The organism is Cupriavidus sp. GW823-FHT07B10 (genome assembly GCF_058794355.1).
The window spans coordinates 181019-204922 of the sequence record NZ_JBXAGS010000001.1; the positions used below are offsets into that span (position 1 = coordinate 181019).

The 23904-nt window shown below is 67.9% G+C and carries 27 protein-coding genes; 18 read left to right on the top strand and 9 right to left on the bottom strand.

Annotated features, from left to right (window positions below; genetic code table 11):
* The first annotated feature begins 86 nt into the window (after positions 1-86).
* The 5 genes from AC1Q6V_RS00920 to AC1Q6V_RS00940 all read left to right on the top strand — a co-directional run bounded on the left by AC1Q6V_RS00920 (position 87) and on the right by AC1Q6V_RS00940 (position 4959).
* Positions 87-986, top strand: a complete 900-nt coding sequence (locus AC1Q6V_RS00920) for an alpha/beta fold hydrolase (protein WP_010813285.1) — start codon at positions 87-89, stop codon at positions 984-986.
* Positions 987-1281: 295 nt separating this feature from the next.
* Positions 1282-2268: a tripartite tricarboxylate transporter substrate-binding protein gene (locus AC1Q6V_RS00925; protein ID WP_439671166.1), complete on the top strand. Its 987-nt coding sequence runs from the start codon at positions 1282-1284 to the stop codon at positions 2266-2268.
* Positions 2269-2486: 218 nt separating this feature from the next.
* Positions 2487-3023, top strand: coding sequence for an ATP-dependent protease subunit HslV (gene hslV / locus AC1Q6V_RS00930; RefSeq protein WP_010813287.1), 537 nt, complete (start codon positions 2487-2489; stop codon positions 3021-3023).
* Positions 3024-3073: 50 nt separating this feature from the next.
* On the top strand, positions 3074-4405 hold the full coding sequence (gene hslU / locus AC1Q6V_RS00935) for an ATP-dependent protease ATPase subunit HslU (protein WP_010813288.1): 1332 nt from the start codon (positions 3074-3076) through the stop codon (positions 4403-4405).
* A 257-nt stretch (positions 4406-4662) separates the two neighbouring features.
* The gene (locus AC1Q6V_RS00940) at positions 4663-4959 is read left to right on the top strand and encodes a hypothetical protein (protein WP_454750754.1); all 297 of its coding nucleotides are present in this window, start codon (positions 4663-4665) and stop codon (positions 4957-4959) included.
* A 53-nt stretch (positions 4960-5012) separates the two neighbouring features.
* Here the strand turns inward: AC1Q6V_RS00940 and AC1Q6V_RS00945 are convergent, their stop codons facing one another.
* Complete coding sequence (locus tag AC1Q6V_RS00945) at positions 5013-5624, bottom strand: response regulator transcription factor (protein WP_011614398.1); 612 nt, start codon at positions 5622-5624, stop codon at positions 5013-5015.
* The gene (locus AC1Q6V_RS00950) at positions 5621-7009 is read right to left on the bottom strand and encodes an ATP-binding protein (protein ID WP_011614399.1); all 1389 of its coding nucleotides are present in this window, start codon (positions 7007-7009) and stop codon (positions 5621-5623) included. Before AC1Q6V_RS00950 ends, AC1Q6V_RS00945 begins: the two co-directional genes overlap by 4 nt.
* A 176-nt stretch (positions 7010-7185) precedes the next feature.
* Between AC1Q6V_RS00950 and AC1Q6V_RS00955 the strand changes: the two genes are divergently transcribed.
* Complete coding sequence (locus tag AC1Q6V_RS00955; protein ID WP_010813292.1) at positions 7186-7674, top strand: copper chaperone PCu(A)C; 489 nt, start codon at positions 7186-7188, stop codon at positions 7672-7674.
* Positions 7675-7852: 178 nt separating this feature from the next.
* Here the strand turns inward: AC1Q6V_RS00955 and AC1Q6V_RS00960 are convergent, their stop codons facing one another.
* Entirely contained in the window at positions 7853-8788 is a 936-nt protein-coding gene (locus AC1Q6V_RS00960) for a LysR family transcriptional regulator (RefSeq protein WP_010813293.1), read from the bottom strand.
* 93 nt (positions 8789-8881) lie between these two features.
* Here AC1Q6V_RS00960 and AC1Q6V_RS00965 point away from each other — a divergent pair, with 93 nt between their 5' ends.
* The gene (locus tag AC1Q6V_RS00965; RefSeq protein ID WP_011614400.1) at positions 8882-9412 is read left to right on the top strand and encodes a DMT family transporter; all 531 of its coding nucleotides are present in this window, start codon (positions 8882-8884) and stop codon (positions 9410-9412) included.
* Here the strand turns inward: AC1Q6V_RS00965 and AC1Q6V_RS00970 are convergent.
* Positions 9385-9615: a cysteine-rich CWC family protein gene (locus tag AC1Q6V_RS00970; protein WP_010813295.1), complete on the bottom strand. Its 231-nt coding sequence runs from the start codon at positions 9613-9615 to the stop codon at positions 9385-9387. The genes AC1Q6V_RS00965 and AC1Q6V_RS00970 overlap by 28 nt on opposite strands.
* A gap of 342 nt (positions 9616-9957) precedes the next feature.
* On the opposite strand from AC1Q6V_RS00970, the gene argB reads away from it, so the two are divergent.
* From argB to metW, 5 genes are all read left to right on the top strand, one after another.
* Positions 9958-10875 (top strand): acetylglutamate kinase, encoded by a 918-nt coding sequence (gene argB / locus AC1Q6V_RS00975; protein ID WP_010813296.1) that lies wholly within the window; start codon positions 9958-9960, stop codon positions 10873-10875.
* A gap of 72 nt (positions 10876-10947) precedes the next feature.
* The gene (locus AC1Q6V_RS00980) at positions 10948-11886 is read left to right on the top strand and encodes a pyrimidine 5'-nucleotidase (protein ID WP_010813297.1); all 939 of its coding nucleotides are present in this window, start codon (positions 10948-10950) and stop codon (positions 11884-11886) included.
* Positions 11883-12554: a nucleoid occlusion factor SlmA gene (slmA, locus tag AC1Q6V_RS00985; RefSeq protein ID WP_010813298.1), complete on the top strand. Its 672-nt coding sequence runs from the start codon at positions 11883-11885 to the stop codon at positions 12552-12554. Before AC1Q6V_RS00980 ends, slmA begins: the two co-directional genes overlap by 4 nt.
* A 454-nt stretch (positions 12555-13008) precedes the next feature.
* Complete coding sequence (gene metX, locus AC1Q6V_RS00990) at positions 13009-14190, top strand: homoserine O-succinyltransferase MetX (RefSeq protein ID WP_011614402.1); 1182 nt, start codon at positions 13009-13011, stop codon at positions 14188-14190.
* Entirely contained in the window at positions 14187-14798 is a 612-nt protein-coding gene (gene metW, locus AC1Q6V_RS00995) for a methionine biosynthesis protein MetW (protein WP_010813300.1), read from the top strand. The genes metX and metW overlap by 4 nt, the downstream gene beginning before the upstream one ends.
* A gap of 10 nt (positions 14799-14808) precedes the next feature.
* On the opposite strand, the gene AC1Q6V_RS01000 is transcribed toward metW, so the two are convergent.
* The gene (locus tag AC1Q6V_RS01000) at positions 14809-15237 is read right to left on the bottom strand and encodes a VOC family protein (RefSeq protein ID WP_011614403.1); all 429 of its coding nucleotides are present in this window, start codon (positions 15235-15237) and stop codon (positions 14809-14811) included.
* Positions 15238-15319: 82 nt separating this feature from the next.
* Between AC1Q6V_RS01000 and AC1Q6V_RS01005 the strand changes: the two genes are divergently transcribed.
* Entirely contained in the window at positions 15320-15892 is a 573-nt protein-coding gene (locus tag AC1Q6V_RS01005; RefSeq protein ID WP_010813302.1) for a TetR/AcrR family transcriptional regulator, read from the top strand.
* Here AC1Q6V_RS01005 and AC1Q6V_RS01010 read toward each other — a convergent pair whose 3' ends face one another.
* A complete protein-coding gene (locus tag AC1Q6V_RS01010) occupies positions 15893-16807 on the bottom strand; it encodes a LysR family transcriptional regulator (protein ID WP_011614405.1) in 915 nt (304 codons plus the stop codon). It lies immediately after the preceding gene.
* Positions 16808-16917: 110 nt separating this feature from the next.
* Between AC1Q6V_RS01010 and AC1Q6V_RS01015 the strand changes: the two genes are divergently transcribed.
* Together AC1Q6V_RS01015 and AC1Q6V_RS01020 are read left to right on the top strand one after the other, a co-directional pair.
* Entirely contained in the window at positions 16918-17805 is an 888-nt protein-coding gene (locus tag AC1Q6V_RS01015) for a DMT family transporter (RefSeq protein WP_010813304.1), read from the top strand.
* A gap of 125 nt (positions 17806-17930) precedes the next feature.
* Positions 17931-18779: an acyl-CoA thioesterase gene (locus AC1Q6V_RS01020; RefSeq protein WP_011614406.1), complete on the top strand. Its 849-nt coding sequence runs from the start codon at positions 17931-17933 to the stop codon at positions 18777-18779.
* Between the two features lie 13 nt (positions 18780-18792).
* Here the strand turns inward: AC1Q6V_RS01020 and AC1Q6V_RS01025 are convergent, their stop codons facing one another.
* Positions 18793-20052 carry a muropeptide transporter gene (locus tag AC1Q6V_RS01025; protein WP_010813306.1) on the bottom strand — a complete coding sequence of 420 codons (1260 nt, stop codon included), beginning with the start codon at positions 20050-20052 and terminating at the stop codon, positions 18793-18795.
* 150 nt (positions 20053-20202) lie between these two features.
* Here AC1Q6V_RS01025 and AC1Q6V_RS01030 point away from each other — a divergent pair, with 150 nt between their 5' ends.
* Positions 20203-21165: a M48 family metallopeptidase gene (locus AC1Q6V_RS01030; RefSeq protein ID WP_010813307.1), complete on the top strand. Its 963-nt coding sequence runs from the start codon at positions 20203-20205 to the stop codon at positions 21163-21165.
* Positions 21166-21235: 70 nt separating this feature from the next.
* Here the strand turns inward: AC1Q6V_RS01030 and argC are convergent, their stop codons facing one another.
* A complete protein-coding gene (gene argC, locus AC1Q6V_RS01035; protein WP_454750755.1) occupies positions 21236-22183 on the bottom strand; it encodes an N-acetyl-gamma-glutamyl-phosphate reductase in 948 nt (315 codons plus the stop codon).
* Between the two features lie 184 nt (positions 22184-22367).
* Here argC and AC1Q6V_RS01040 point away from each other — a divergent pair, with 184 nt between their 5' ends.
* Together AC1Q6V_RS01040 and AC1Q6V_RS01045 are read left to right on the top strand one after the other, a co-directional pair.
* On the top strand, positions 22368-22664 hold the full coding sequence (locus tag AC1Q6V_RS01040) for a type II toxin-antitoxin system MqsR family toxin (protein WP_454750756.1): 297 nt from the start codon (positions 22368-22370) through the stop codon (positions 22662-22664).
* A gap of 31 nt (positions 22665-22695) precedes the next feature.
* Positions 22696-23097: a type II toxin-antitoxin system MqsA family antitoxin gene (locus AC1Q6V_RS01045; protein ID WP_010813310.1), complete on the top strand. Its 402-nt coding sequence runs from the start codon at positions 22696-22698 to the stop codon at positions 23095-23097.
* A 9-nt stretch (positions 23098-23106) separates the two neighbouring features.
* On the opposite strand, the gene AC1Q6V_RS01050 is transcribed toward AC1Q6V_RS01045, so the two are convergent.
* A complete protein-coding gene (locus AC1Q6V_RS01050; RefSeq protein WP_011614408.1) occupies positions 23107-23883 on the bottom strand; it encodes an exodeoxyribonuclease III in 777 nt (258 codons plus the stop codon).
* Between the last annotated feature and the right edge of the window lie 21 nt (positions 23884-23904).

The window sequence follows — 23904 nt, forward strand, 5'->3', positions numbered from 1 at the left end:
GAATGGCGAAGCCGGCGCAGCCACGCCGATGAGGCGGTTTGCGCCTATGATCGGCACAGGACGACCCTTAGAAGCGGAGACGACCCATGCTGAATGACGCCAGCGCGCTGCTGTTCCCGAACTTCGAACCCTTCCGGCAGCGTGTCGGCGAGGTCGAGATCGCCGGCGTGCGCGGCGGTTCGGGACCGCCGCTGCTGCTGTTGCACGGGCACCCGCAGAGCCACCTGATCTGGCACCGGGTGGCGCCGGCGCTGGCCGATCACTTCACGGTGATCGCCACCGACCTGCGCGGCTACGGCAGCAGCTCGGCCCCGCCCGGCAATGCCGGCCACGAGCACTACAGCAAGCGCACCATGGCGCAGGACCAGGTGTCGCTGATGACGGCGTTCGGTTTCGAGCGCTTTGCGCTGTGCGGCCACGACCGCGGTGCCCGCGTCGCGCACCGGCTGTGCATGGACCATCCGGACGCGGTCAGCCGCGCCATGCTGCTGGACATCGCGCCCACGCTGGCGATGTACGAGCGCACCAGCATGGCCTTTGCCGCCGCCTACTGGCACTGGTTCTTCCTGATCCAGCCGGCGCCGTTCCCCGAGACGCTGATCAACGCCGAGCCCGATTTCTACATCGAGAAGCTGATGGGCCTGCGCCACGCGGGCCTGACGCCCTTCGCCCCCGACGCCATGGCTGCCTACACCGCGGCGATGCGCGACCCGGCGCGCGTGCATGCCATGTGCGAGGACTACCGCGCCGCCGCCACCATCGACCTGGAGCACGACCGCGCCGACCGCGAGGCCGGGCGCCGGCTGGCGCTGCCGCTGCGCGTGCTGTGGGGCGAGCACGGCGTGGTGGCGCGCTGCTTCGAGCCGCTGGCGCTGTGGCAGGAGGTGGCGACCGACATCAGCGGCCAGGCGCTGCCGTGCGGGCACTACATCCCGGAAGAGGCCGCCGAACCTCTGCTTGAGGAAATGCTCGGTTTCTTCCGTTAGGCCGCACCGGGTGTCACAAACGCATGCATTTGCATCCGATCTCTGCCATATCCTCCCCGTTTCCCGCCATATGCGGCTGATTGCAAGCGGGTTAGCCCCTATACCTGCGTATTGTCTGGAGTTGCTAACATCAAGGCCCGCCCTTGCCGTTTTACGGCAGGGGCAGCCGAGCCAGCCGGCATGGTCCAAGAGCGCCGCCACAGAGACCGCGCCAGATGCGCCCCGCACAAGCAGGGGCCGGGCCGGCGGCAACGCATTGCAAGACGGGTATCAAAGGGAATCAGGAGAAGAGAGCATGAAACGAGTAATAAAGATGGTCGCGGCCGCGCTGGCAGTCAGCGCAATGGGTGTGGTGTCGGGCGCGTACGCCCAGGAATATCCTGGCAGCAAGCCGGTGTCGGCGGTGGTGCCGTTTGCCGCGGGTGGTCCGACCGACAAGCTCTCGCGCGAGCTGACCGCGATCATGTCCAAGCATCTGGGCGCGACCATGATCATCGAGAACCTCGGCGGCGCCGGCGGCACCATCGGCGCCAAGAAGGTGGCCCAGGCCAAGAACGACGGCCACACCCTGCTGATCCACCATATCGGCATGGCCACGGCCCCGGCGCTGTACCGCAACCTGGGCTTCGATCCGCTCAAGGACTTCGAGATGGTCGGCGAAATCGCCGACGTGCCGATGATCCTGGTCGGCAACAAGCAGCTGCCGCCAAACACCTTCAAGGACCTGCTGCCGTACCTCAAGGCCAACGCCAGCAAGCTGTCGCTGGCCAATGCCGGCATCGGCTCGGCTTCGCACCTGTGCGGCCTGCTGTTCCAGAGCGCGATCCAGACCGAACTGACCACCGTGCCGTACAAGGGCGCCGCGCCGGCACTAACCGATATCCTGGGCGGCCAGGTCAACCTGCTGTGCGACCAGACCACCAATCTCGCAGGCCACCTCAAGGCCAACTCGGTCAAGCCGTACGCGGCCATGCAGGCACGCCGCGTGGAAGCGTTCAAGGATATCCCGACGGCGGCCGAGCAAGGCCTGCCGGGCGTGGAAGTGAAGGTCTGGCACGCCATGTACGCGCCCAAGGGCACGCCCAAGCCGGTGATCGACAAGCTGTCGGCTGCGCTGCAGAAGGCCGTGGCCGACCCGACCTTCCGCTCCAAGATGGCCGAGCTGGGCGCCGAAGCCGCGCCGGCACAGCGCGCCACGCCGGATTCGCTGCGCACCCTCCTGACCGCCGAGATCAACAAGTGGACCCCGGTGATCAAGAAGGCCGGCGTGTATGCGGACTGATCTGGTGGAGTGATGCGCGAGGCGCGCGGGCCAGTGGCCCCGCGCGTCGCGGACAAGGGCCATGCGGCAACGCATGGCCCTTTTTGTTTGGGCGCGGCGTCGGGCAACGTGGCGGCAGGCATCCTATATTGGTCAGACCGCGCCCGGCGCACGCGAGGGCCTTGAAACCCGCCGGGGGCGTCGCCAACTAGGGTCCTGACATATTCACGGAAGCCACCATGGAACAGTATCACGGCACTACCATCGTCAGCGTCCGCCGCGGCAATCAGGTCGCACTCGGCGGTGATGGTCAGGTCACTCTCGGCAATATCGTGATGAAGGGCACCGCGCGCAAGGTGCGCCGCATCTACAACGGCAAGGTCCTGGTCGGGTTTGCCGGCAGCACCGCCGATGCCTTCTCGCTGCTGGACCGCTTCGAGGCCAAGCTGGAAAAGTACCAGGGCAACCTGACCCGCGCCGCGGTCGACCTGGCCAAGGACTGGCGTTCGGACCGCGCCCTGCGCCGGCTGGAAGCCATGCTGATCACCGCCGACCGCGACACCACGCTGGTCATCACCGGCAACGGCGACGTGCTCGACCCCGAGGGCGGCATCGCCGCGATCGGCTCGGGCGGCGCGTATGCGCAGTCGGCCGCCAAGGCGCTGGTCGAGAACACCGAAATGGCGCCCAAGGACGTGGTCGAGAAGGCGCTGACCATTGCCGGCGAGCTCTGCATCTATACCAACACCAACTTCGTCATCGAGACGCTGGAATAAGCGCAGGCCGGCCACCGCGCAGGCCGGCGCGCCCCCACTGAACGGATACCATGTCGCACACCATGACCCCGTCGGAAATCGTTTCCGAACTCGACAAGCACATCATCGGCCAGAACAAGGCCAAGAAGGCCGTGGCGGTGGCGCTGCGCAACCGCTGGCGCCGCCAGCAGGTGGCCGAGCCCCTGCGCCAGGAAATCACTCCCAAGAACATCCTGATGATCGGCCCGACCGGGGTCGGCAAGACCGAGATCGCGCGCCGCCTGGCCAAGCTGGCCGACGCGCCCTTCATCAAGATCGAGGCCACCAAGTTCACCGAGGTGGGCTATGTCGGCCGCGATGTCGACACCATCGTGCGCGACCTGGCCGAGATGGCGATCAAGCAGACGCGCGAGTCCGAGATGAAGAAGGTGCGCACCAAGGCCGAGGACGCGGCCGAGGACCGCCTGCTCGATGTATTGCTGCCGCCGGCGCGCGATATCGGTTTCTCGCAGCCGGAAGAGAAGGATTCCAACACGCGCCAGGTGTTCCGCAAGAAGCTGCGCGAAGGCTCGCTCGACGACAAGGAAATCGAGCTGGAACTCTCCGCCGGCATGCCGAGCATGGACATCATGGGCCCGCCGGGCATGGAAGACATGACCGAGCAGATCCGCACCATGTTTGCCGGGCTGGGCCAGGGCAAGAAGGCGCGCCGCAAGATGAAGGTCAAGGAAGCCTTCAAGCTGCTGATCGACGAAGAGGCCGCCAAGCTGGTCAATGACGAGGAGCTCAAGCACAAGGCCATCGCCAATGTCGAGCAGAACGGCATCGTGTTCCTGGACGAGATCGACAAGATCGCCAGCCGCAGCGAGATCGGCGGCGGCGAGGTGTCGCGCCAGGGCGTGCAGCGCGACCTGCTGCCGCTGGTGGAAGGCACCACGGTGAGCACCAAGTACGGCATGATCAAGACGGACCACATCCTGTTCATTGCCTCGGGTGCGTTCCACCTGTCCAAGCCGAGCGACCTGATTCCCGAACTGCAGGGCCGCTTCCCGATCCGGGTCGAGCTGGATTCGCTGTCCGTGCAGGACTTCGAGGCCATCCTGACGCAGACCGATGCGAGCCTGACCAAGCAGTACCAGGCGCTGCTGAGCACGGAATCGGTCGACCTGGTGTTTGCCGATGACGGCATCCGCCGGCTGGCGGAGATCGCCTTCTCGGTCAATGAGAAGGTGGAGAACATCGGCGCGCGCCGGCTGTACACGGTGATGGAGCGGCTGCTGGAAGACCTGTCGTTCCATGCGACCAAGTCGTCGGGCGAGACCGTGACGATCAACGCGGCATATGTCGATGAGCGCCTGGGTGACCTGGCGGTCAATGAGGATTTGTCGCGCTACGTGCTGTAAGGCAATACGGGCGGAATGCGGGAGGGGCGCACCACGGTGCGCCCTTTTTGCGTCTGTGGGCCAGTTTCCGCCCCTGGCGGGAACGGATTTCACATATCCGTACGTATCCGGCTGCCACATGCGGGTAAGGAGCGTAAGCATTGGTAAGCACGCTGGCGCGCAACGGCCCGACAATGCGACCCTTCGTCACCTTGACGGTCGATTGACCGGTGCGGGAGCCACCGCATCCCACTCAACTCACTGGCAGGAGAAATCGAATGGTCCAATACAAGACCCGCCGTGTCGTGCTGGCCACAGGCGGCCTGCTGGCCGCGCTGGCCGCCGCGACGGCCTTCCTTTGCATCCGTCCCGCCGTGCCCGCCGCCGAGGCTGCGCAATCGGGCTCGCGCGGCGCGGCCACTGCCGCGGCCGCGAAGCTGGCGCTGGATTCTGGCGGCCTGTTCACGCTGGCCGACCGGCATGCCGGCGATGCCTTGCGCATCGTCGCGCAGGGCAGCACGCCGCAGGGCAGCGCCGACGGGCTGGACTGGGACTACGTCCAGTTGCGCCTGTAACGCCGGCAGCAGTTGCCACCGGAAGGGCCGCGCAATCCGCGCGGCCTTTTTCTTTACCGCGACACCGGCCGCTTTCCCAGCTTGCGCTGCAAGGTGCGCCGGTGCATGTTCAGCGCCCGTGCCGTGGCGGAGATATTGCCGTCATGCTCGGCCAGCACGCGCTGGATATGCTCCCATTCCAGCCGCGCCACCGACAGCGGCACCGGCTCTTCCAGCGCGGCCTGCGCCGCATCTTCGGACACGCCCGCCATCAGCGCGGTCAGGATCGAATCGACATTGGCCGGCTTGGCCAGGTATTCGTCCGCGCCTTGCTTGACCGCCGCCACCGCGGTGGCGATGCTGGCGTAGCCGGTCAGGATCAGGATGCGTGCGTCCGGCAACGCCTGGCGCAGCGGCGACACCAGCTGCAGCCCCGATTCGGCGGGCACGGTGCTGCCGGCATCCGGCGGCGGCTCCAGGTGCAGGTCCAGCGTGACATAGGCAAACTCGATGCGTGATGCCAGCGCCAGTGCGGTGCGGCCGTCATGCGCCACCTGCACGGCATAGCCGCGTCGCGTGAGCGCGCGGGCCAGGGTGCCGGCAAAGACTTCGTCGTCGTCGATGACCAGGAAGGGCGTGCCAGCCGGTGCGGTGGCTTCGGGTACCGGGGTGAGGGTGTCGGTCATGGGGTTCGTGGTGCCGTGGCGGCGGCGGATGCGGAAAGGGTGGACAGCGCGGGCAGGCGCAGCTCGGCAACGGTGCCGCCGCCGGCGCGGTCATGCCAGGCCAGTTCGCCGTCCATCTGCCGGGCGGCGCTTTGCGCCAGGTACAGGCCGATGCCCTGGCCGCCGTGCTGGCTGGCCACCGGGGTTTCGCCCAGCTGGCCGCGCAGCATCTCGGGAATGCCGTCGCCGTGGTCAGCGATGCGGAACGACAGCCACGGCGCGGTATTGCCGGGCGCCATGGCGATCTGCAGCTGCAGCGGCTCCTGGCCGCGGCCGGCGGCTTGCTGGCTGCGCGCGGCGTTGTCCAGCAGGATGGTCAGGATCTGGCCCACGCGCGCGGTTTCCACCGCCTGCGCGCCGGCGCCCGGCGTGGCGCTGGCCTGCAGGCTGGCGTTGGGGTGGCGCAGCTGCCAGCGCTCGGCAAAGGCCGGCAGCCAGCCGTCGATGCGCTGCGGCGCCAGCGTGGCCGGGTCTTCGCGCAGGCGCGCGAGCGTGGTGCGGCACAGCGCCAGCTGCTGCTCCATGGTCTGCAGGTCGGGCAGGTAGCTGTTGATTGCGGAGGTGCCGCGGCCCGCGTCGGAGGCATCGGCACGCAGCTCGCCGGCGATGACCGCCAGCGTGGCCAGCGGCGTGCCGATCTCATGCGCGACCGCGGCGGCCTGGCCGTTCAGGTCTTCTACGCGCGCCTCGCGCAGCAGCTGCTCGCGTGCCAGGTTCAGCTGCGCCTCGCGCTGGCGCAGCACGCCGGACAGGCGCGCCACGAACAGCGCGATCATCACCGCGCTGGCAACGAAGTTCAGCCACATGCCGGCCAGGTGGTAGTTCACCGCGTTGTCCGGGTTGTGCAGGTCCAGCGGCACATATTCGAACAGCAGCAGCGTGTAGCAGACGAGCGCGTACAGCGCCAGCGCGATCACCTGGCGCCACGGCAGGATGGCGGCGGCAATGGCCAGCCCCGGCAGGTAGAACGAGACAAAGGGGTTGGTCGCGCCGCCGGTGTAGAACAGGATGGCCGACAGCGCGGTCAGGTCCACCAGCAGCTGGCCCATCAGCTCGGCTTCGCCGGGGGCGCTGTTGCGCCGCGTGTGCTGGCGCAGGCGCAGGCCGGTCAGCAGGTTGAACAGCGCCTGCAGGCCGAACACCACCAGCAGCGGCCCGTAGGGCAGGCGGATGCCGGCGATGGGCTCGCAGCTCAGCACGGTCAGCGCCTGTCCCGCCAGCAGTGCCCAGCGCAGCCAGAACAGCCGGCGCAGCGTCACCTGGCCATGGCGGGCGGAGGTGCCCGCCGGCAGTGGCGACAGGAAGGGGAGGTCGGGCAAGCGGGTCACGGCTGCGGCGGTGGTCATGGCGCGAGTGTATCAATGCGGCCGCGGGGCGCCGGTGCGTGCGACACCTTGCCGCATTGGCGCCGAGCTTGTCGGGCTGCCAGACTAGCCGGCTGTGCGCCGCATGGCGGGGTTGCCTGGGGCATGCACGGGCGGGCATCGCCATGGTCTAATGTCTGCTTTCAGGAGAGCCTTTCATGCAAGCCAAATTCCGCTCGGCCACGCTGGCCGCATCGGTCGCCCTCGCCGCCGCGCTGGCGTCCGGCGCCGCGCTGGCCCAGGTCGATGTCAGCAACGCCTGGGTGCGCGGCACGGTGCCGACCCAGACTGCCTCCGGCGCCTTCATGGTGCTGCACGCGCACGACAACGCGAAGCTGGTCGGCGTGTCGTCGCCGGTGGCCGCGGCCGAGCTGCACGAGATGAAGATGGAAGGCAACGTGATGCGCATGCGCCAGGTCAAGTCGCTGGACCTGCCAAAGATGAAGGACGTCGAGCTGAAGCCGGGCGGCTACCACGTGATGCTGATGGACCTGAAGGCGCAGCTCAAGAAGGGCGACACCGTGCCCATCACGCTGAAGATCGAGCAGGGCGGCAAGATGATCGAGCAGAAGGTCACGGCTGAAGTGCGTGACATGGTGCCCGCCGCCGCCGGCGCGAGCGGCGGCCACGGCGAACACAAGCACTGAGCGCCTGACGGGGCCGGCCTCGTCCATCCACCCATCCAGCCATCATGGCCAACAAGCAGCACGGCACCCGGCAGAAGCTGGTCTTTCGCGGCGACACGCGCCCCGCCAGGCCACCTGCTGTTCCCGCGCAGCGCCGTGATGCCCAGCCCCCGGCGCCAGCCAAGCCGGGGGTGCGCCGTCAGCCGCGCAAGCTGATCGGCTCTTCCGATTCCTGACTGGCCGCCGCGGCCAGCACGCGCTCGCGCAGCCAGGCGTGGGCGGGATCGGCTTCGGTGCGCTCGTGCCAGATCATGCTGAAGGTGAAGTCGTCCAGCGCAAACGGCGGCGCGAACACGGCGTAGCGCGGGTCCTCTTCCAGCGCGGCCAGGCTGCGCCGTGCCGTGGTCAGCACCAGGTTGGTCCCGGCGATCAGCGCCGGCGCCACGCTCCAGTGCGGCACCACGCAGGCGATCTTGCGCCGTCCCCCCAGCTTGGCCACCGCCGTGTCGATCGCGTCCATGCGTTCGCTGTGCGTGGCCACCAGCACGTGCGAGCGCGCCAGGTAGGCCACCTGGTCAAGCCGGCCGCTGTCGCGCACGGTGGCGGCATCCACCGCGCAGGCATAGCTCTCGCAGAACAGCTCGGCGGATTTCACGCCTTCCGGCTGGTGGGTGAACACGCCCAGCGCCATGTCGATCTCGCCATCGGCCACCTGGGCGGTCATGCCTTCGCGGCTGGCCTGCGACACCACCAGGTCGATATTGGGCGCGGCCTTGCGCACCGCGCGCAGCAGCCGCGGCAGCACCACCAGCGCACCGTAGTCGGACATGGCCAGGCGGAAGCTGCGCCGCGCGGTGGCCGGCTGGAAGCCGCTCGGCCCCAGCAGGATGCGCACCTGCGCCAGCGCCTCGGCCAGCGGGCCGGACAGCTCATGGGCGCGCGCGCTCAGCACCAGGCCGCCCTTGCCGCGCACCAGGATGGGGTCGTCGAGCAGCTGCCGCAGGCGCCCGAGCGCGTGGCTGACCGCCGGCTGGCTCAGGTGCAGCCGCAGCGCGGCGCGGGAGATATGGCGCTCGGCCAGCAGTGCTTCGAGCACCACCAGCAGGTTGAGGTCGATTCCGCGTAGGCTATTCATTCGGCGAATAATAAACGTACGAAAGCAGAATTGGAAATTCGCATTGCGATATTTCAAACTGCTGGCATCGCATCTTGCCCTATGGAGCGCTTCATGTCAGGCACCCAGTTGCCGTTTTCCTTCCCGGTTTCACTCTGGCTGCCGCTTGGCACGGCCGTGCTGGCCGGCGCGGCGATCCCCTTCCAGGCCGGCGCCAACGCCACCCTCGGGCGCACACTCGGGCATCCGCTGTCGGCCACGCTGGTGTCGCTGCTGGTCAGCCTGGCGGCGCTGCTGCCCGTGCTGTGGCTGATGCGCGTGCCGCTGCCGGCGCCAGCGGCACTGGCGCGCGCGCCGGGCTGGCTCTGGATCGGCGGGGTGCTTGGGGTGTTCTATATTTCGGCCGCGCTGATGATGGCGCCGAAGCTGGGCGCCGCGGGCTTTATCGCCGCGGTGGTGGCGGGCCAGGTGCTGGCGGCGCTGCTGGTGGACCAGTTCGGGCTGGCCGGCTTTGCGGTGCGCGCGCTCACGCCGGCGCGGCTGGCGGGCGCGGCGCTGATCGTGGCGGGGATGCTGGTGATGCAGTGGGGCAGTGCCGCAGGGCCCGGGCCGGCGCCTCAGCCAGCGGCGGAATCAGGTTCCTGAGCCGCTTGCCGGCGCGCTGCCAGGCAGGCCGGACACAGGCAATGCTGGCCCGGCACGATGCGCCGCGCCGGCAGCAGCGGCTGGCTGGCGCACCAGCACTCGGGCAGCCCCGCCACGTAGCCGCAGACAAAGCCCGCGCCGCAGTGGCTGCAATGTTCGACCGGGCGCAGCTGGCCGGTCAGCACGGTCGAGGCGTCGCTCATGGCTGGCTTCCCGGCGCTGGCGGGAAATCGGGGATGCTGGCTGGCAAGAGGCGGCTGGCGGCGGGCATGATGGCCAAGGTGGGGAACGCTGTGCCGCGGCGCAGGCCAAACGGCTGAGTGGTGGCACGTTGTTGCGTGGACGGAACGCGTTGGTGCCCCGTGGGGCGCTTGCAGGCGGTTCGCGGGACCACGTTCGGCCGGTTGACTCGCGCCCCGCGCGGTTTCTTGTAAAATCGGCGCCTGCCATGGCCGGATGGCGCACTTTCGGGCGATCCCCGTTGGTTATCCCTGGCTACGTGGCCGATTAGCCATCATACCTGTTGATTCTCACGGATGTCCCCCATGAACGCCGACAACCCCGGGCCTGCCGCAACCACGGTGGCCGCCATTGCTCCCGCGCTGAAAGCCGAGATCCTCGCCGAGGCCCTGCCGTATATCCGCAAGTTCCACGGCAAGACCATCGTGGTCAAGTACGGCGGCAATGCCATGACCGAAGAGAAGCTCAAGCATGGCTTCGCGCGCGACGTGATCCTGCTCAAGCTGGTCGGCATGAACCCGGTGGTGGTGCACGGCGGCGGCCCGCAGATCGATGAGGCACTGAAGAAGGTCGGCAAGGTCGGCACCTTCGTGCAGGGCATGCGCGTCACCGACGAAGAGACCATGGAAGTGGTCGAGTGGGTGCTGGGCGGTGAGGTCCAGCAGGACATCGTGATGCTGATCAACCAGTACGGCGGCCAGGCCGTGGGCCTGACCGGCAAGGACGGCGGCCTGATCCGCGCCAAGCGCTTGCAGATGCCGGACCGCGAGAACCCGGGGGCGTTCATCGATATCGGCTACGTCGGCGACATCGAGGCGATCAACCCCGCGGTGGTCAAGGCGCTGCAGGACGACGCCTTTATCCCGGTGATCTCGCCGATCGGCTTCTCCGACGACGGCCAGGCCTACAACATCAACGCCGACGTGGTTGCCGGCAAGATGGCCGAGATCCTGAAGGCCGAGAAGCTGGTGATGATGACCAACATCCCGGGCGTGATGGACAAGAAGGGCAACCTGCTGACCGACCTGTCCGCGCGCGAGATCGAAGAGCTGTTCGCCGACGGCACCATCTCGGGCGGCATGCTGCCGAAGATCTCGTCGGCGCTGGATGCGGCCAAGAGCGGCGTGCATTCGGTGCACATCATCGACGGCCGCATCGAGCATTCGCTGCTGCTGGAAATCCTGACCGAGCAGGCCTTCGGCACCATGATCCGCTCGCACTGAGCGGAGCCTCGGGGCGGTGCCGGCAGCGGCCGGCCGCCCCGGTTATCCCATCACCCTCCGAGTTTGCCCGGCGTGCCTTCCAGTCTTCCTTCTCCGCGCCGTGTCCGCGCTCGCCTCTGCCGCCGCCCCGCGGGCAATACCTCGGGCGATACGGTCTGGCTGTTCGATCTCGACAACACCCTGCACGACGCCTCGCACGCGATCTTCCCGGCCATCAACCGGCTGATGACCGACTACGTGGCGCGCGTGCTCGGCTGCGACGAGGCCACCGCCAGCCGCGTGCGCGTGGACTACTGGCAGCGCTACGGCGCCACGCTGCTCGGCATGATCCGGCACCACGGCGTGGATCCGGCTGACTTCCTGCGCGCCGCGCATGAATTCCCGGCGCTGGCCGACATGGTGCGGGTGCGGCGCGGGCTGGCCGCGCACCTGCGGCGCCTGCCGGGGCGCAAGATCCTGGTCACCAATGCGCCGCAGGACTACGCGCGGGCGGTGCTGGAGATAGCGGGCATACGGCATTGCTTCGAGCGCGTGGTGGCAATCGAGCAGATGTGGGTGCATGGCCACCTGCGGCCCAAGCCGGACCGCCGCATGCTGCGCCGGTTGCTGGTGCAGACCCGCATCGCGCCACATCGCGCGGTGCTGGTGGAAGACACCGTGTCGCACCTCAAGCGCTATGCCGGCACCGGCATCCGCACCGCGTGGGTGACGGGCTACCTGCGCACGATCGCGCCATCGCGCCCGCATGAGGTGCCCGCGGTGCGCGACGACGGCAGCCGGCGCGATGCCGCGGTACGCTCGACGCTGGAGGCGGAGGACCGGCGCCATGTCGGCCACGCCGCGCAGGAGCAGTCGGTGACGCTGGTGGCCGCGGAGACCCAGGCACCGCAGGCGCAGCCCGACAACGTGCGGCGCGTGCGCGCCCGCGTGCCGAACCGGCCGGCCTATGTGGACATAAAAGTACAATCGATGCATCAACTCCAACGACGAATGCGGAGAATCGGGTCATGACGCAAAGCAACGGGCGCGAGCCAGAGGCGGTCATTTCAGGCAGTGCGCAGGATGCGCAGGACGGAGGCCAGCCGCCGGCCACGCCGGCGCGCAAGCGCCCGCGCCCGGGCGAGCGCCGCGTGCAGATCCTGCAGACCCTGGCCACCATGCTGGAGCACCCGCGCGGGGAGAAGATCACAACGGCGGCGCTGGCCGCGCGCCTGAGCGTGTCGGAGGCGGCGCTGTACCGCCATTTCGCCAGCAAGGCGCAGATGTACGAGGGCCTGATCGGCTTTATCGAGCAGACCGTGTTCGGCCTGATCAACCAGATCACCGACAAGGAAGAGCACGGCCTGCGCCAGGCCCACGCCATTGTGCGCATGCTGCTGTCGTTTGCCGAGAAGAACCCTGGCATGACGCGCGTGCTGACCGGCGAGGCGCTGGTGGGCGAGCACGAACGCCTGCAGGAGCGCATCAACCAGGTGGTGGACCGCATCGAGGCCTCGCTGCGCCAGTGCCTGAAGATGGCGGTGACGCAGGCCGCGTTCCCGGCGGATGCCGATATTCCCGCACGCGCGGCGCTGATCATGGCGGTGGTGCAGGGCCAGTGGCACCGCTATGCCAAGAGCGGCTTCCGCAAGTCGCCGTCGGACCATGCCGAGGCGCACCTGAGGGTCTTGCTGGGTTAAGAACCCATTTCACAATGAAGAAGGGGCCCGGCAGCAGCCTTCCCTTCGGGTTCAAGCCAGGCGCGGCGCATGCGTCGTTACGGGCCTTGACCTTGGAATGACCAAGGCCGGCGGCCCGCGCCTAGCCTGCGCCGCGCCTGGCTTGAACGCGTCCCCATCTTCATTGTGAAATGGGTTCTAAATCAACATGCCGGGCCGATTGCTCTATAATTGCCCGGTCGCGCCGATTTGATGACTGGCTTGCGGGCGCGCGGCAGCCAAGGGACCAAGTTCCGGGTTGCCACTACAAATGCGGCTAAAGAGGTTGGGTCGGCGCCCCATGCCTCCACGGTAGTGGATGGCGCCGGCACGCGGAATCCCGCAAGGAATCCAGTGAATCCCGACTTGGCTGCGACGCTTTATACGCAAATGCCGGTCGGGTTTTTTTATGCCCGTTCGCCACGGGCCGGATTCCATGACTGATGTCGCCCTGCCGACCGCCGCGCCTGCCGCGTTCGACCTGCCGCCCGATTCGGTCGGCGTGGTTGCGCCGCAGCGCATGCACTTTGCCGAGCCGCTGAAGCTGCGCAACGGCTCGTCCATTGCCGGCTACGACCTGATGGTCGAGACCTATGGCACGCTCAATGCGGCCCGCTCCAACGCGGTGCTGGTGTGCCACGCGCTCAATGCCTCGCACCATGTGGCCGGCGTCTATGCGGAAGACCCGCGCGACGTGGGCTGGTGGGACAACATGGTCGGGCCCGGCAAGCCGCTCGATACCAATCGCTTTTTCGTCATCGGCGTCAACAACCTGGGCTCGTGCTTCGGCTCGACCGGCCCGATGAGCCTCAATCCGGCCACCGGCGCGCCCTACGGCGCGGCGTTCCCGGTGGTGACGGTGGAAGACTGGGTCAATGCGCAGGCGCTCGTGGCCGACGCGTTCGGCATCACGCAGTTCGCCGCGGTGATGGGCGGCAGCCTGGGCGGCATGCAGGCGGTGGCCTGGAGCCTGCTGTACCCGGAACGCCTGCGCCACTGCATCGTGGTCGCGTCCACGCCCAAGCTGTCGGCGCAGAATATCGCCTTCAACGAGGTCGCGCGCAGCGCCATCCTGTCGGACCCTGATTTCCACGGCGGCAACTACTACGCGCATGGCGTCAAGCCCAAGCGCGGCCTGCGCGTGGCGCGCATGATCGGCCATATCACCTACCTGTCGGACGAGGACATGGCCGAGAAATTCGGCCGCGAGCTGAAGACCGACGACATCCGCTTCTCGTTCGATGTCGAGTTCCAGGTGGAGAGCTACCTGCGCTACCAGGGCGACAAGTTCGCCGAATACTTCGACGCCAACACCTACCTGCTGATCACGCGCGCGCTCGACTACTTCGACCCGGCGCTGGCCTTCGGCGGCGACCTGACGCGCGCGATGGCGCAGACCCAGGCCAGCTTCCTGGTGGCGAGCTTCGGCACCGACTGGCGCTTCGCGCCCAGCCGCAGCCGCGAGCTGGTCAAGGCGCTGCTGGACAACAAGCGCCCGGTCTCGTACGCCGAGATCGATGCGCCGCACGGCCACGATGCCTTCCTGCTCGACGACCCGCGCTATCACAACCTGATGCGCGCCTACTACGACCGCATCGCAGAGGAGATCGGCGCATGAACGCACTGGCCAATCCCAATATCCTGGCGCTGCGCCCCGATTTCCGCGCGATCGCGCGCTGGATCGAACCCCATTCCACCGTGCTCGACCTGGGCTGCGGCGACGGCAGCCTGTTGCGCGTGCTGCAGGACGAACTCGACGTGCAGGCCTACGGCATCGAGATCCGCGACGAAGGCGTGCTGGCGTGCGCGCAGAAGGGCGTCCATGTCATCCAGCAGAACCTGGAGGGCGGGCTGGCGCTGTTCGAGGACAAGAGCTTCGACACGGTGATCCTGTCGCAGACGCTGCAGACCATCCACAACACCGCGCAGGTGCTGCGCGACACGCTGCGGGTGGGGCGCGAGTGCATCGTCTCGTTCCCGAACTTCGGCTACTGGCCGCACCGGCTGTCGGTGTTCCGCGGCCGCATGCCGGTATCGGAATCTCTGCCCTACCAGTGGTACAACACGCCCAATGTGCGCGTGCTGACCATCAGCGACTTCGAGGCGCTGGCGCCCAAGGTCGGCCTGCGCGTGATCGACCGCGTGGTGATGCACGAAGGCGTGACCGTCAACTGGGGCGGCAACTGGCGCGGCAGCCTGGCGGTGTACCGGGTCTGCGCGGCCTGAGCCAGGCGCGTCAGCCGGGCAGCGCGCCCGCCTCGTACTGCGCGGCAAACTCCCCCGACGGCGGGATCGGCTTGATGATGTCGATCAGCACGCCGTTCGGGTCGGCGGTAATGAAATGCCGCTGCCCGAAGGCCTCGTCGCGCAGCGGCAGCAGGATCGGCAGCCCGGCCGCCCGCAGGCGGTCATGGACCGCATCCGGGTCTTCCACTTCGAAGTTCAGCAGCAATCCCCTGGCGCGCTGGCCCCGGGCCGGGGCGGGGATGGTCTCGTGGGTGCCGTCCAGCACCGCGAGGTTGACCGACGGATCGCCGGCCAGTTGCAGGTGCACGTACCAGTCGCTGGTGAACAGCGCCACAAAGCCGAAATGGCGCTGGTAGAACGCGGCCGTGCCGGCAACCTCGCCGGTCATGATGACGGGGTAGTAGCTGGTGATTTTCATGGATGCTCCTCTGTTATTCAGATACATGCAGCCTGTATGTAAATCCATATTAAGATACAGGCTGCATGTATGCAAGGAGGCAATGGTGGCCAGATCCAACCGCGAACGTACCGGGGCAACCCGGCAGGCGCTGCTCGATGCCGCGCGCACGCTGTTTGTCAGCCGCGGCTACGGGGAGACCTCTACCCCTGACATCTGCGCCGCCGCCCGCATCACGCGCGGCGCGCTGTACCACCATTTCGCCGACAAGCGCGACCTGTTCCGGCACGTGCTGGCGGAGGAGGCTGCCGCGGTGGCGGACGATATTGAAGCCGCGGCGCCCGCGGGGCTGGATGCCGCGGACGCCCTGATCGCCGGGGCGCAGGCCTACCTGGACGCAATGACGGTGCCGGGCCGCACGCGCCTGCTGCTGGTGGAAGGGCCGGCGGTGCTGGGACTGCGCGAAATGCTCGCGCTGGACGACGCCAACGCCGCCCGCACGCTGCGCGAGGGGCTGGAGGCCGCGGGCGTGGACCCGCAGGGCGATGTGGCGCCGCTGCTGTCGGCGGCATTCGACCGGGCCGCGCTGGAGATCGAGGCCGGGGCCGATGCCGTGCGCGTGCGCGGCGCGATGCTGTGGTTGCTGCGCCGGGTCCTGGGCCAGTCGGCGCGGTGATCAGCGCGGCGCGTCGTCGGCGGTGCCGGCCAGGTGATCGACAAAGGCGCGCACCTTGGGCGGTACATGCCGGGTGGGCGTGTAGACCGCGTAGGCCGTGCCGATGTAGGGCTCGAGGATGTCCCAGTCGGCCAGCACGGTGACGACCCGGCCCTGGTCCAGCGCATCGCCCAATGAGAAGTCCGGCACCAGCCCGATGCCGGCATCGCGCTCCACCATGCTCATGATCGCCAGGCTGTTGTTCAGCGTCAGGCGTGGCGGGATGCGCACCTCCACTTTCTCGCCGCCGGCCTGGTGGCGCATGGCCCAGCGCTCGCCGAAGTTGCCGTAGCCCAGGTACAGGCAGCGTGCGGCGGGCAGGTCGGCGGGCGTGGCCGGCGTGCCGTGGCGGGCCAGGTAGCCGGGCGAGGCCACCAGCCGGTAGCGCACCTCGCGCAGCGGGCGCGCAGCCAGCCCGGGCGCCAGTTCGCGCGCGATGCGTACGGCCACGTCCATCCCTTCTTCGACCAGGTCGACCATGCGGTCGGCCAGCGTCAGCTGCAGGTCCAGCCCCGGGTATCTGGCCAGCAGCGCCGGCAGCCGCGGCGCCAGCCAGGCCTGCCCGAACGAGACCGGCGCGCTCACGCGCAGCACGCCATGCGGCGTGCCGCCGTGCTCGCCGGCCAGCGCGGTGACGTCGCGCGCTGCCGCGGTCATGCGGGCGCAGGCGGCGTAGACCGACTGGCCCAGTTCAGTCAATGCAAAGGCGCGCGTGGTCCGCTGCAGCAGGCTGGCGCCGAGCGTGGCTTCCAGCCGGGAGACGTGCCGGCTGACCGCCGACGGCGTCATGCCCAGGTCGAGTGCGGCAGCCGAAAAGCTGCCGCACTCGACCACGCGCGCAAACACGGCCATCGCATTAAGTGGCATATCCGGCATGGCACGTCCTCTTTCTTTGACTTCAGATCAAATACTAATTGAGCTCTGACGGGATTGTTGAGCAGATCGCATGATGGAACAATGCGGCCATTGTCTGACCGGAGTCCGTCATGCCCTCGCAACAACCCTTGCCAGGCGGCGCCTGGCGCATGGTCGCGGCCATGCTGCTGTCCGGCACCATCGGCTGGTTCGTGGTCACCAGCGGCCAGCCGCCGCTCGATGTGGTCTTCTTCCGCTGCCTGTTCGGCGGCGCGGCGCTGCTGGGCGTGCTGACGCTGCAGCGCGGCTGGGTGCGGATGAGCCGCGCGCAGCTTGGCTGGCTGGCGCTGGGCGGCGTCACGCTGGTGCTCAACTGGCTGGCCTTGTTCTCGGCGTATGCGTACAGCGGCATCGCCATTGCCACGGTGGTCTACCACACCCAGCCGTTCTTCCTGCTGCTGCTGACCTCGGTGATCCAGCGCGAGCCGTTCCCGTTCGCGCGGCTGCCATGGCTGGTGCTGGCCTTTGCCGGGGTGATGCTGATCACCGGGCTGGAGCATGGCGCCACTGGCACTGCGATGCTGGCCGGCATCGGCCTGGGCCTGCTGGCGGCACTGCTGTATGCGGTGACGACCCTGGCCACGCGGCGGCTGCAGGCCATCCCGCCAGGCCAGATCGCCGGGCTGCAGATGGTGCTGGGCGTGCTGATGCTGGCGCCGCTGGCACATCCCGCGGCCGGCAGCTATGGCACCGGCACCTGGGCCGCGCTGCTGGCGCTGGGGCTAGTGCATACGGGCGTGATGTACACGCTGCTGTATGGCGCGTTCCAGCGGCTCAACGTCGTGTCGATCGCCACACTGTCCTTTATCTATCCGCTGGTTGCGATCGTGATCGACGTGATGGTGTTCGGCGTGGTGCTGGGCCCGCTGCAGATCGCCGGCATGGCGCTGGTGCTGCTGGGCGTGGTCGCCAACCAGCTGGGCTGGAGCCTGCCGCTGCGGCGGCGGGTGCAAGGCTGATGCGGGCGCCACGGTGCCAGCGGCTGGAATATTGGCGTCTTGACCCGAACGCTGACTACGGTTAGTGTAGGCAGAGCGATCGAACGATCGTGCTATTCCCTGCGAGTCACCAACCCATACCAGCCATGTCCACTGCGCCCCAGACCCGGGCGGCCACCGCCGCCAGGCCGCTCCATCCCTTTGACGACGCGCTGGCGCTGGAGCCGGCCGGCGAGCACCGCTTCCTGGGCCGCACCACGCCCGAGTACTGGAACATGATCGGTCCGTTCGGCGGCATCACCGCCGCCACGCTGCTGCAGGCGGCGCTGGATCATCCGCAGCGCCTGGGCGACCCGGTCTCGCTGACGGTCAACTTTGCCGGGCCGATCGCCGAGGGCCCGTTCGAGATCGAGGCGCGCCCGGTGCGCACCAACCGCTCGACCCAGCACTGGACGCTGGAGCTGCGCCAGGGCGATGCCGTGGCCACCACCGCCACCGCCATGTTTGCGGTGCGCCGCGAGACCTGGGCCTGCGGCGAGGCGCTGATGCCGGAGGTGCCGGCGGCCGAAGCCCTCGTGGCGATGAACGGGTTTGCGCCGGTGCGCTGGCTCAAGTCCTACGACATGCGCCCGGTGCGCGGCGCCAAGCCGACCGCCGAGGCCGGCACCGAGCACCCGGACAGCCTGACGCAGTTCTGGCTGCGCGACGCGCCGGCGCGCACGCCGGACTTTGCCGCGGTGGCGGCCTGGGCCGACAGCTTCTACCCGCGCATCTTCCTCAAGCGCGCGGGCTTCGTGCCGGCCGGCACGGTGTCGATGACCACCTATTTCCATGCCGACGCGGCCACGCTGGCGGCGCTGGGCGACAGCCACGTGCTGGCCAGCGCGCAGGCGCAGGTGTTCAGGCAGGGCTTCTTCGACCAGCGCGCGCAGCTATGGAGCGCCGGCGGCGAGCTGATCGCCAGCTCGCACCAGATCGTCTACTACAAGGAGTGAGGCAGGCGCGGGCTCAGGCGATCGCTTCGCGCGCCTGGGCCTCGTAGCGATGCACGGTGTGGCGCATGGCCCAGAGCAGCATCACGCCGGGCAGCGCCACCACCACGGTGCCCAGGTAGAACGGCGCCCAGCCCCAGGCCTCGACCATATAGCCGGAAGTGGGCCCCACATAGACCCGGCCCACCGACGCCAGCGCCGACAGCAGCGCGTACTGCGTGGCCGAGAACGAGCGGTTGCACAGCGTCATCAGCAGCGCCACGAAGGCCGCCGTGCCCATGCCCCCGCACAGGTTTTCGACCGCAATGGTCGCTCCCATGGTCCACAGGTGCGGCGGCGTCACCGCGAGGATCCAGTAGCCCAGGTTAGACACCGCCTGCAGCACGCCGAACAGCATCAGCGAGCGGTACAGGCCCAGGCGCACCATCAGCGTGCCGCCGAACAGCGCGCCGATGATGGTGGCGGCCAGCCCCAGGGTCTTGTTGACGATGCCCACCTCGCCCGCCGAGAAGCCCACGCCGCGGATCAGGAAGGTGGTCGACAGGCTGCCGGCAAAGGCGTCGCCGAGCTTGTACAGCACGATCAGCAGCAGCAGCCACCACGCGCCCTGGCGGCCAAAGAAGTCGCGCAGCGGCCCGACCACCGCCTCTTCCAGCGAGCGCGGCGCGCGTGCGGGCACGTCGGGTTCCGGTGCCCACAGCAGCGTGACGATACCCACGCCCATCAGCGCCGCCATCAGCAGGTAGGTCTGCTGCCAGCCCAGCACGCGGTCGGCCAGCCACAACGCCAGGCCGCCCGAGACCAGCATCGCCAGCCGGTAGCCCAGCACCTTGACCGCCGCGCCGGCGCCGCGCTCGGGCGGGCGCAGCACGTCGGTGCTGTAGGCGTCGAAGACGATGTCCTGCGACGCCGACAGGAAGGCCACCAGCGTGGCCAGCGCCGCCAGCGTCCACAGCGCCTCGCGCGGCGGGCAGAAGGCCATGCCGGCGATGCCCAGCACCAGCCCCAGCTGCGTCACCAGCAGCCAGCCGCGCCGGCGCCCCAGCAGCGGCGGCGTGTAGCGGTCCATCAGCGGCGCCCACAGGAACTTGAAGATATAGGCCTGGCCCACCAGCGAGAAGAAGCCGATGGTCTTGATATCCAGCCCCTCGACCGTCATCCATGCCTGCAGGGTGCCGGAGGTCAGCGCCAGCGGCAGCCCGGAGGCGAAGCCCAGCGCCAGCATGGCGCCGATGCGGCGGTTGCGGAAGATATCGAGATAGGTCTGGAAGGTCATGAACGGGCCGGCGTGAAGCGCCGCGCGGCTGCGCGGGCGCCGTGTATTATTGCATCACCTGTTTGCCTGCCCGCCACATCCGGCACGGCATCGTTGCCGCGGATCACCGATCCGCCTGCCTGGTCTTCCACTGCGTCCGAGGAACCGCAAATGCTCCGCCGCCTGCAAGGTGTTCAGCGTCCTACCCGTGACCGGCTGGTCCGCGCGCTGGCGCTGGCCGCGGTGGCGGCGCCCATGGCCTGGTGCCTGCCCGCCCAGGCGCAGGACAGCGAGGCTGGCGGCATCCGGCTGGACCGCAGCGGCTCGGCCGTGCGCAAGATCGTGCCGGTCGAGGCCATCGAGCAGCAGGCCGCGCAGGAATACGAGCAGCTCAAGCAGGAAGCCATCGCCAAGCATGCACTGGCCGCCGCCGACAACCCGCAGCTGGTGCGCCTGCGCACGATCGGCAAGCGGCTGCTGCCGCAGACCGCACGCTGGAACGAGCGCGCGCGGCAGTGGCAGTGGGAGATCAACCTGATCGGCTCCAGGCAGGTCAATGCGTTCTGCATGCCGGGCGGCAAGATCGCTTTCTATACCGGGTTGCTCGACCAGCTCAAGCTGACCGACGACGAGATCGCCATGGCGATGGGCCACGAGATCGCCCACGCGCTGCAGGAGCATGCGCGCGAGCGCGCCGCCAAGTCCGAGATCACCAACCTCGGCGCCAACGTGATCTCGCAGCTGTTCGGCTTCGGCAACCTTGGCAATATGGCGCTCGGCACCGGCGCCCACCTGCTGACGCTGCGCTTCTCGCGTGCGGATGAATCCGAGGCGGACCTGATCGGCATGGATATCGCCGCGCGCGCCGGCTATGATCCGCGCGCCGCGGTGTCGCTGTGGCAGAAAATGGGCAAGGTGAGCCAGTCCGGCACCGAGTTCCTGTCCACGCATCCGTCCGGGCGGAGCCGCATCGCCGACCTGGAGAAGCACCTGCCGGAGGTGCTGCCGCTCTATGCGCGCGCGAGCAATACCACGGTGGAGAAGCTGCCGCCATACCGCGCCAATATGGCGGGCCTGGGCGGCGCGCCGGTGGACAGCGGCGACGACGACCGGCAAAAGCCGCTGCAACGCTGAGCGGTCCGCTGACGCCAATGAAAAAAGCCGGCAATGCCGGCTTTTTCCTCATTCAGGGCTGGCTGCAGCGTCAGGCGCGCAGCCCCGTGGTCTCGTCGGCGCCCACATGCACGTTCATGCATTGCACCGCGGCGCCGGCCGCGCCCTTGCCCAGGTTGTCCAGGCGAGCCACCAGGTTCAGGCGCTCGGCATTGCCGAACACGAACAGGTCGACACGGTTGGTGTCGTTGTTGGCCTGCACGTCGAAGAAGCCGCCGTCGAGGTTGTCGGCGCTGTTGTACGGCATCACGCGCACGAACTGCTCGCCTTCATAGTGCTTGCGGTAGATCTCGACGATCTGCTCGGCGCTGACCTTGCGCGCCAGCCGGTCCGTGAACACCGGCACCGTCACCGCCAGGCCCTTCAGGAAGTTGCCGACGATCGGGTTGAAGACCGGCGCCTGCGCCAGGCCGGCCTGCACGCGCATCTCGGGCAGGTGCTTGTGTTCCAGGCCCAGCGCGTACGGACGCGGGCTGTCCAGCTTCGGGTTACCGCCGGCTTCGAACTCGGCAATCATCGACTTGCCGCCGCCGCTGTAGCCGGTCAGCGAGAACGCCGAAACCGGGTAGTCGGCTGGCAGCACGCCGGCGTCCACCAGCGGACGCACTGCCAGCACGAAGGCGCTGGCGTGGCAGCCCGGCACCGCAATGCGCTTGCTGTCGCGGATCTTCTCGCGCTGGCCGCGCGCCAGCTCGGGCAGGCCGTAGGCCCAGCTGTCGGCGGTGCGGAACGCCGTGCTGGCGTCGATCACGCAGGTGTTCGGGTTGGTCACCAGCGATACCGCCTCGCGCGAGGCCACATCGGGCAGGCACAGGAAGGCGACGTCGGCGGCATTCAGGAATCGTGCTCGTTCGGCCGGGTCCTTGCGCTTGTCATCGGCAATGCGCAGCAGTTCCACGTCGGAACGGCCGGAAAGATAGTCAAGCAGCCGGAGACCGGTGGTGCCTTCCTGACCATCGACGAACACTTTGAAAACCATGGCTGACTCACTCAATGAAGTGCGGGGGAATGCTTTGGATATGAGAAATCTCCCCTGCCGGGCGCTGTGGGGAACCTGCATTGTAGCGGGGATGGGGGCCGGTCGCAGGGGTTTGTACGGATTGGATTATTGCGATTCGGCACAGTTCGCGGCTTGCAGCATCTAACCAAGTAGGTTAATTTGCATGGGGAAGGGAACGGCGCATTACCCGCTGTGGCGGGTCCGGGAGTTGATTGCGGCAGGGCGGGTCAGCTTGACGATGGCAGCGTTCCAGGGCGCCAGGAACATGTGTCTCACCCGCGGCGACGTCCTTGATGTAGTCGCCAGGATCCAGCCCGCCGACTTCTACAAAAGCATGACGACCTACGTCGACCATACCGTCTGGCAGGATGTGTATCGCCCATGCACATCGTATGGAGCGATATACCTGAAGCTGACGGTGACCGAGGAAGTCCTGATTGTGTCGTTCAAGGCGCGCTAGCGCGTGCGCCGCCTTGCCAGAGGAGCTGTCTATGCGATGCCCAGTATGTGGAGGCGCCGAACTCGAAAGGGGGCGGAAAGACTTTGTCTATACCTACCGTGGCGAGTCCACGGTAATCGAAGCGGTCCTTGCCGACTGGTGTGCTCAGTGTGGAGAAGGTGTGCTGGGCCAGGAAGAGGAAGAGCGGATCGGACCGCTGGCGCTCGCCTTCAACAAGCAAGTCAACGCCTCGCTTGTCGATCCGACTTACATCATGCAAGTCCGCAAGAAACTCCACCTCGACCAGCGCGAAGCCGCAGAGATCTTCGGCGGCGGGGTCAATGCATTCTCGCGCTACGAGACTGGCCGGACCAAGCCGCCGCTTGCGCTGGTAAAATTGCTCAGGCTGCTGGACCGCCACCCGGAACTGCTTGAGGAGGTCCGGGCGGCCTGATGGCTGCGCTCAGAGCGGATAGTCGTAATCGATCGACAGCGGCGCGTGGTCGCTGAACTTCTCGTCCTTGTAGATCGAGCAAAGCCGCGCGGTATCGGCGATCTTCGGCGTGGCCAGGTGGTAATCGATCCGCCACCCCACGTTCTTGGCATAGGCCTGGCCGCGGTTGCTCCACCACGTGTACTGCTCGGGGCGCGGATCCAGCTTGCGGAACACGTCCACATAGCCATGGACGTCGAACAGTTCGCCGATCCAGGCGCGCTCCTCCGGCAGGAAGCCTGAGTTCTTCAGGTTGCCCTTCCAATTCTTGATGTCGATTTCCTTGTGCGCGATGTTGACGTCGCCGCACAGCACGATCTCGCGCCCGCTCGCCTTGAGTTGCAACAGGTGCGGCAGGAACGCTTCCATGAAGCGGAACTTGGCAAGCTGGCGTTCCTCGCCGCTGGAACCCGACGGCACGTAGACCGAGATCACTGCCAGGTGCGGATACTGCACTTCGACGTAGCGGCCCTCGCTGTCGAACTCGGAATTACCGAAGCCGGTGACCACCCGCTCCGGCTTGTGCCGCGTGTACAGGCCCACGCCGCTGTAGCCCTTCTTCTCGGCGTAATGGAAAAAACCATGGTAGCCATGTGGCGCCAGGAACGCTTCGGTCATGTCGGCCTCCTGGGCCTTCAGTTCCTGCACGCAGACCATGTCCGCGTCCTGCTTGCCCATCCAGTCGAAAAAGCCCTTCTTCGACGCGGAGCGGATGCCGTTGAGGTTGGCGCTGATAATCCGTAACATTCGGGGAAATTTTGAATTCAG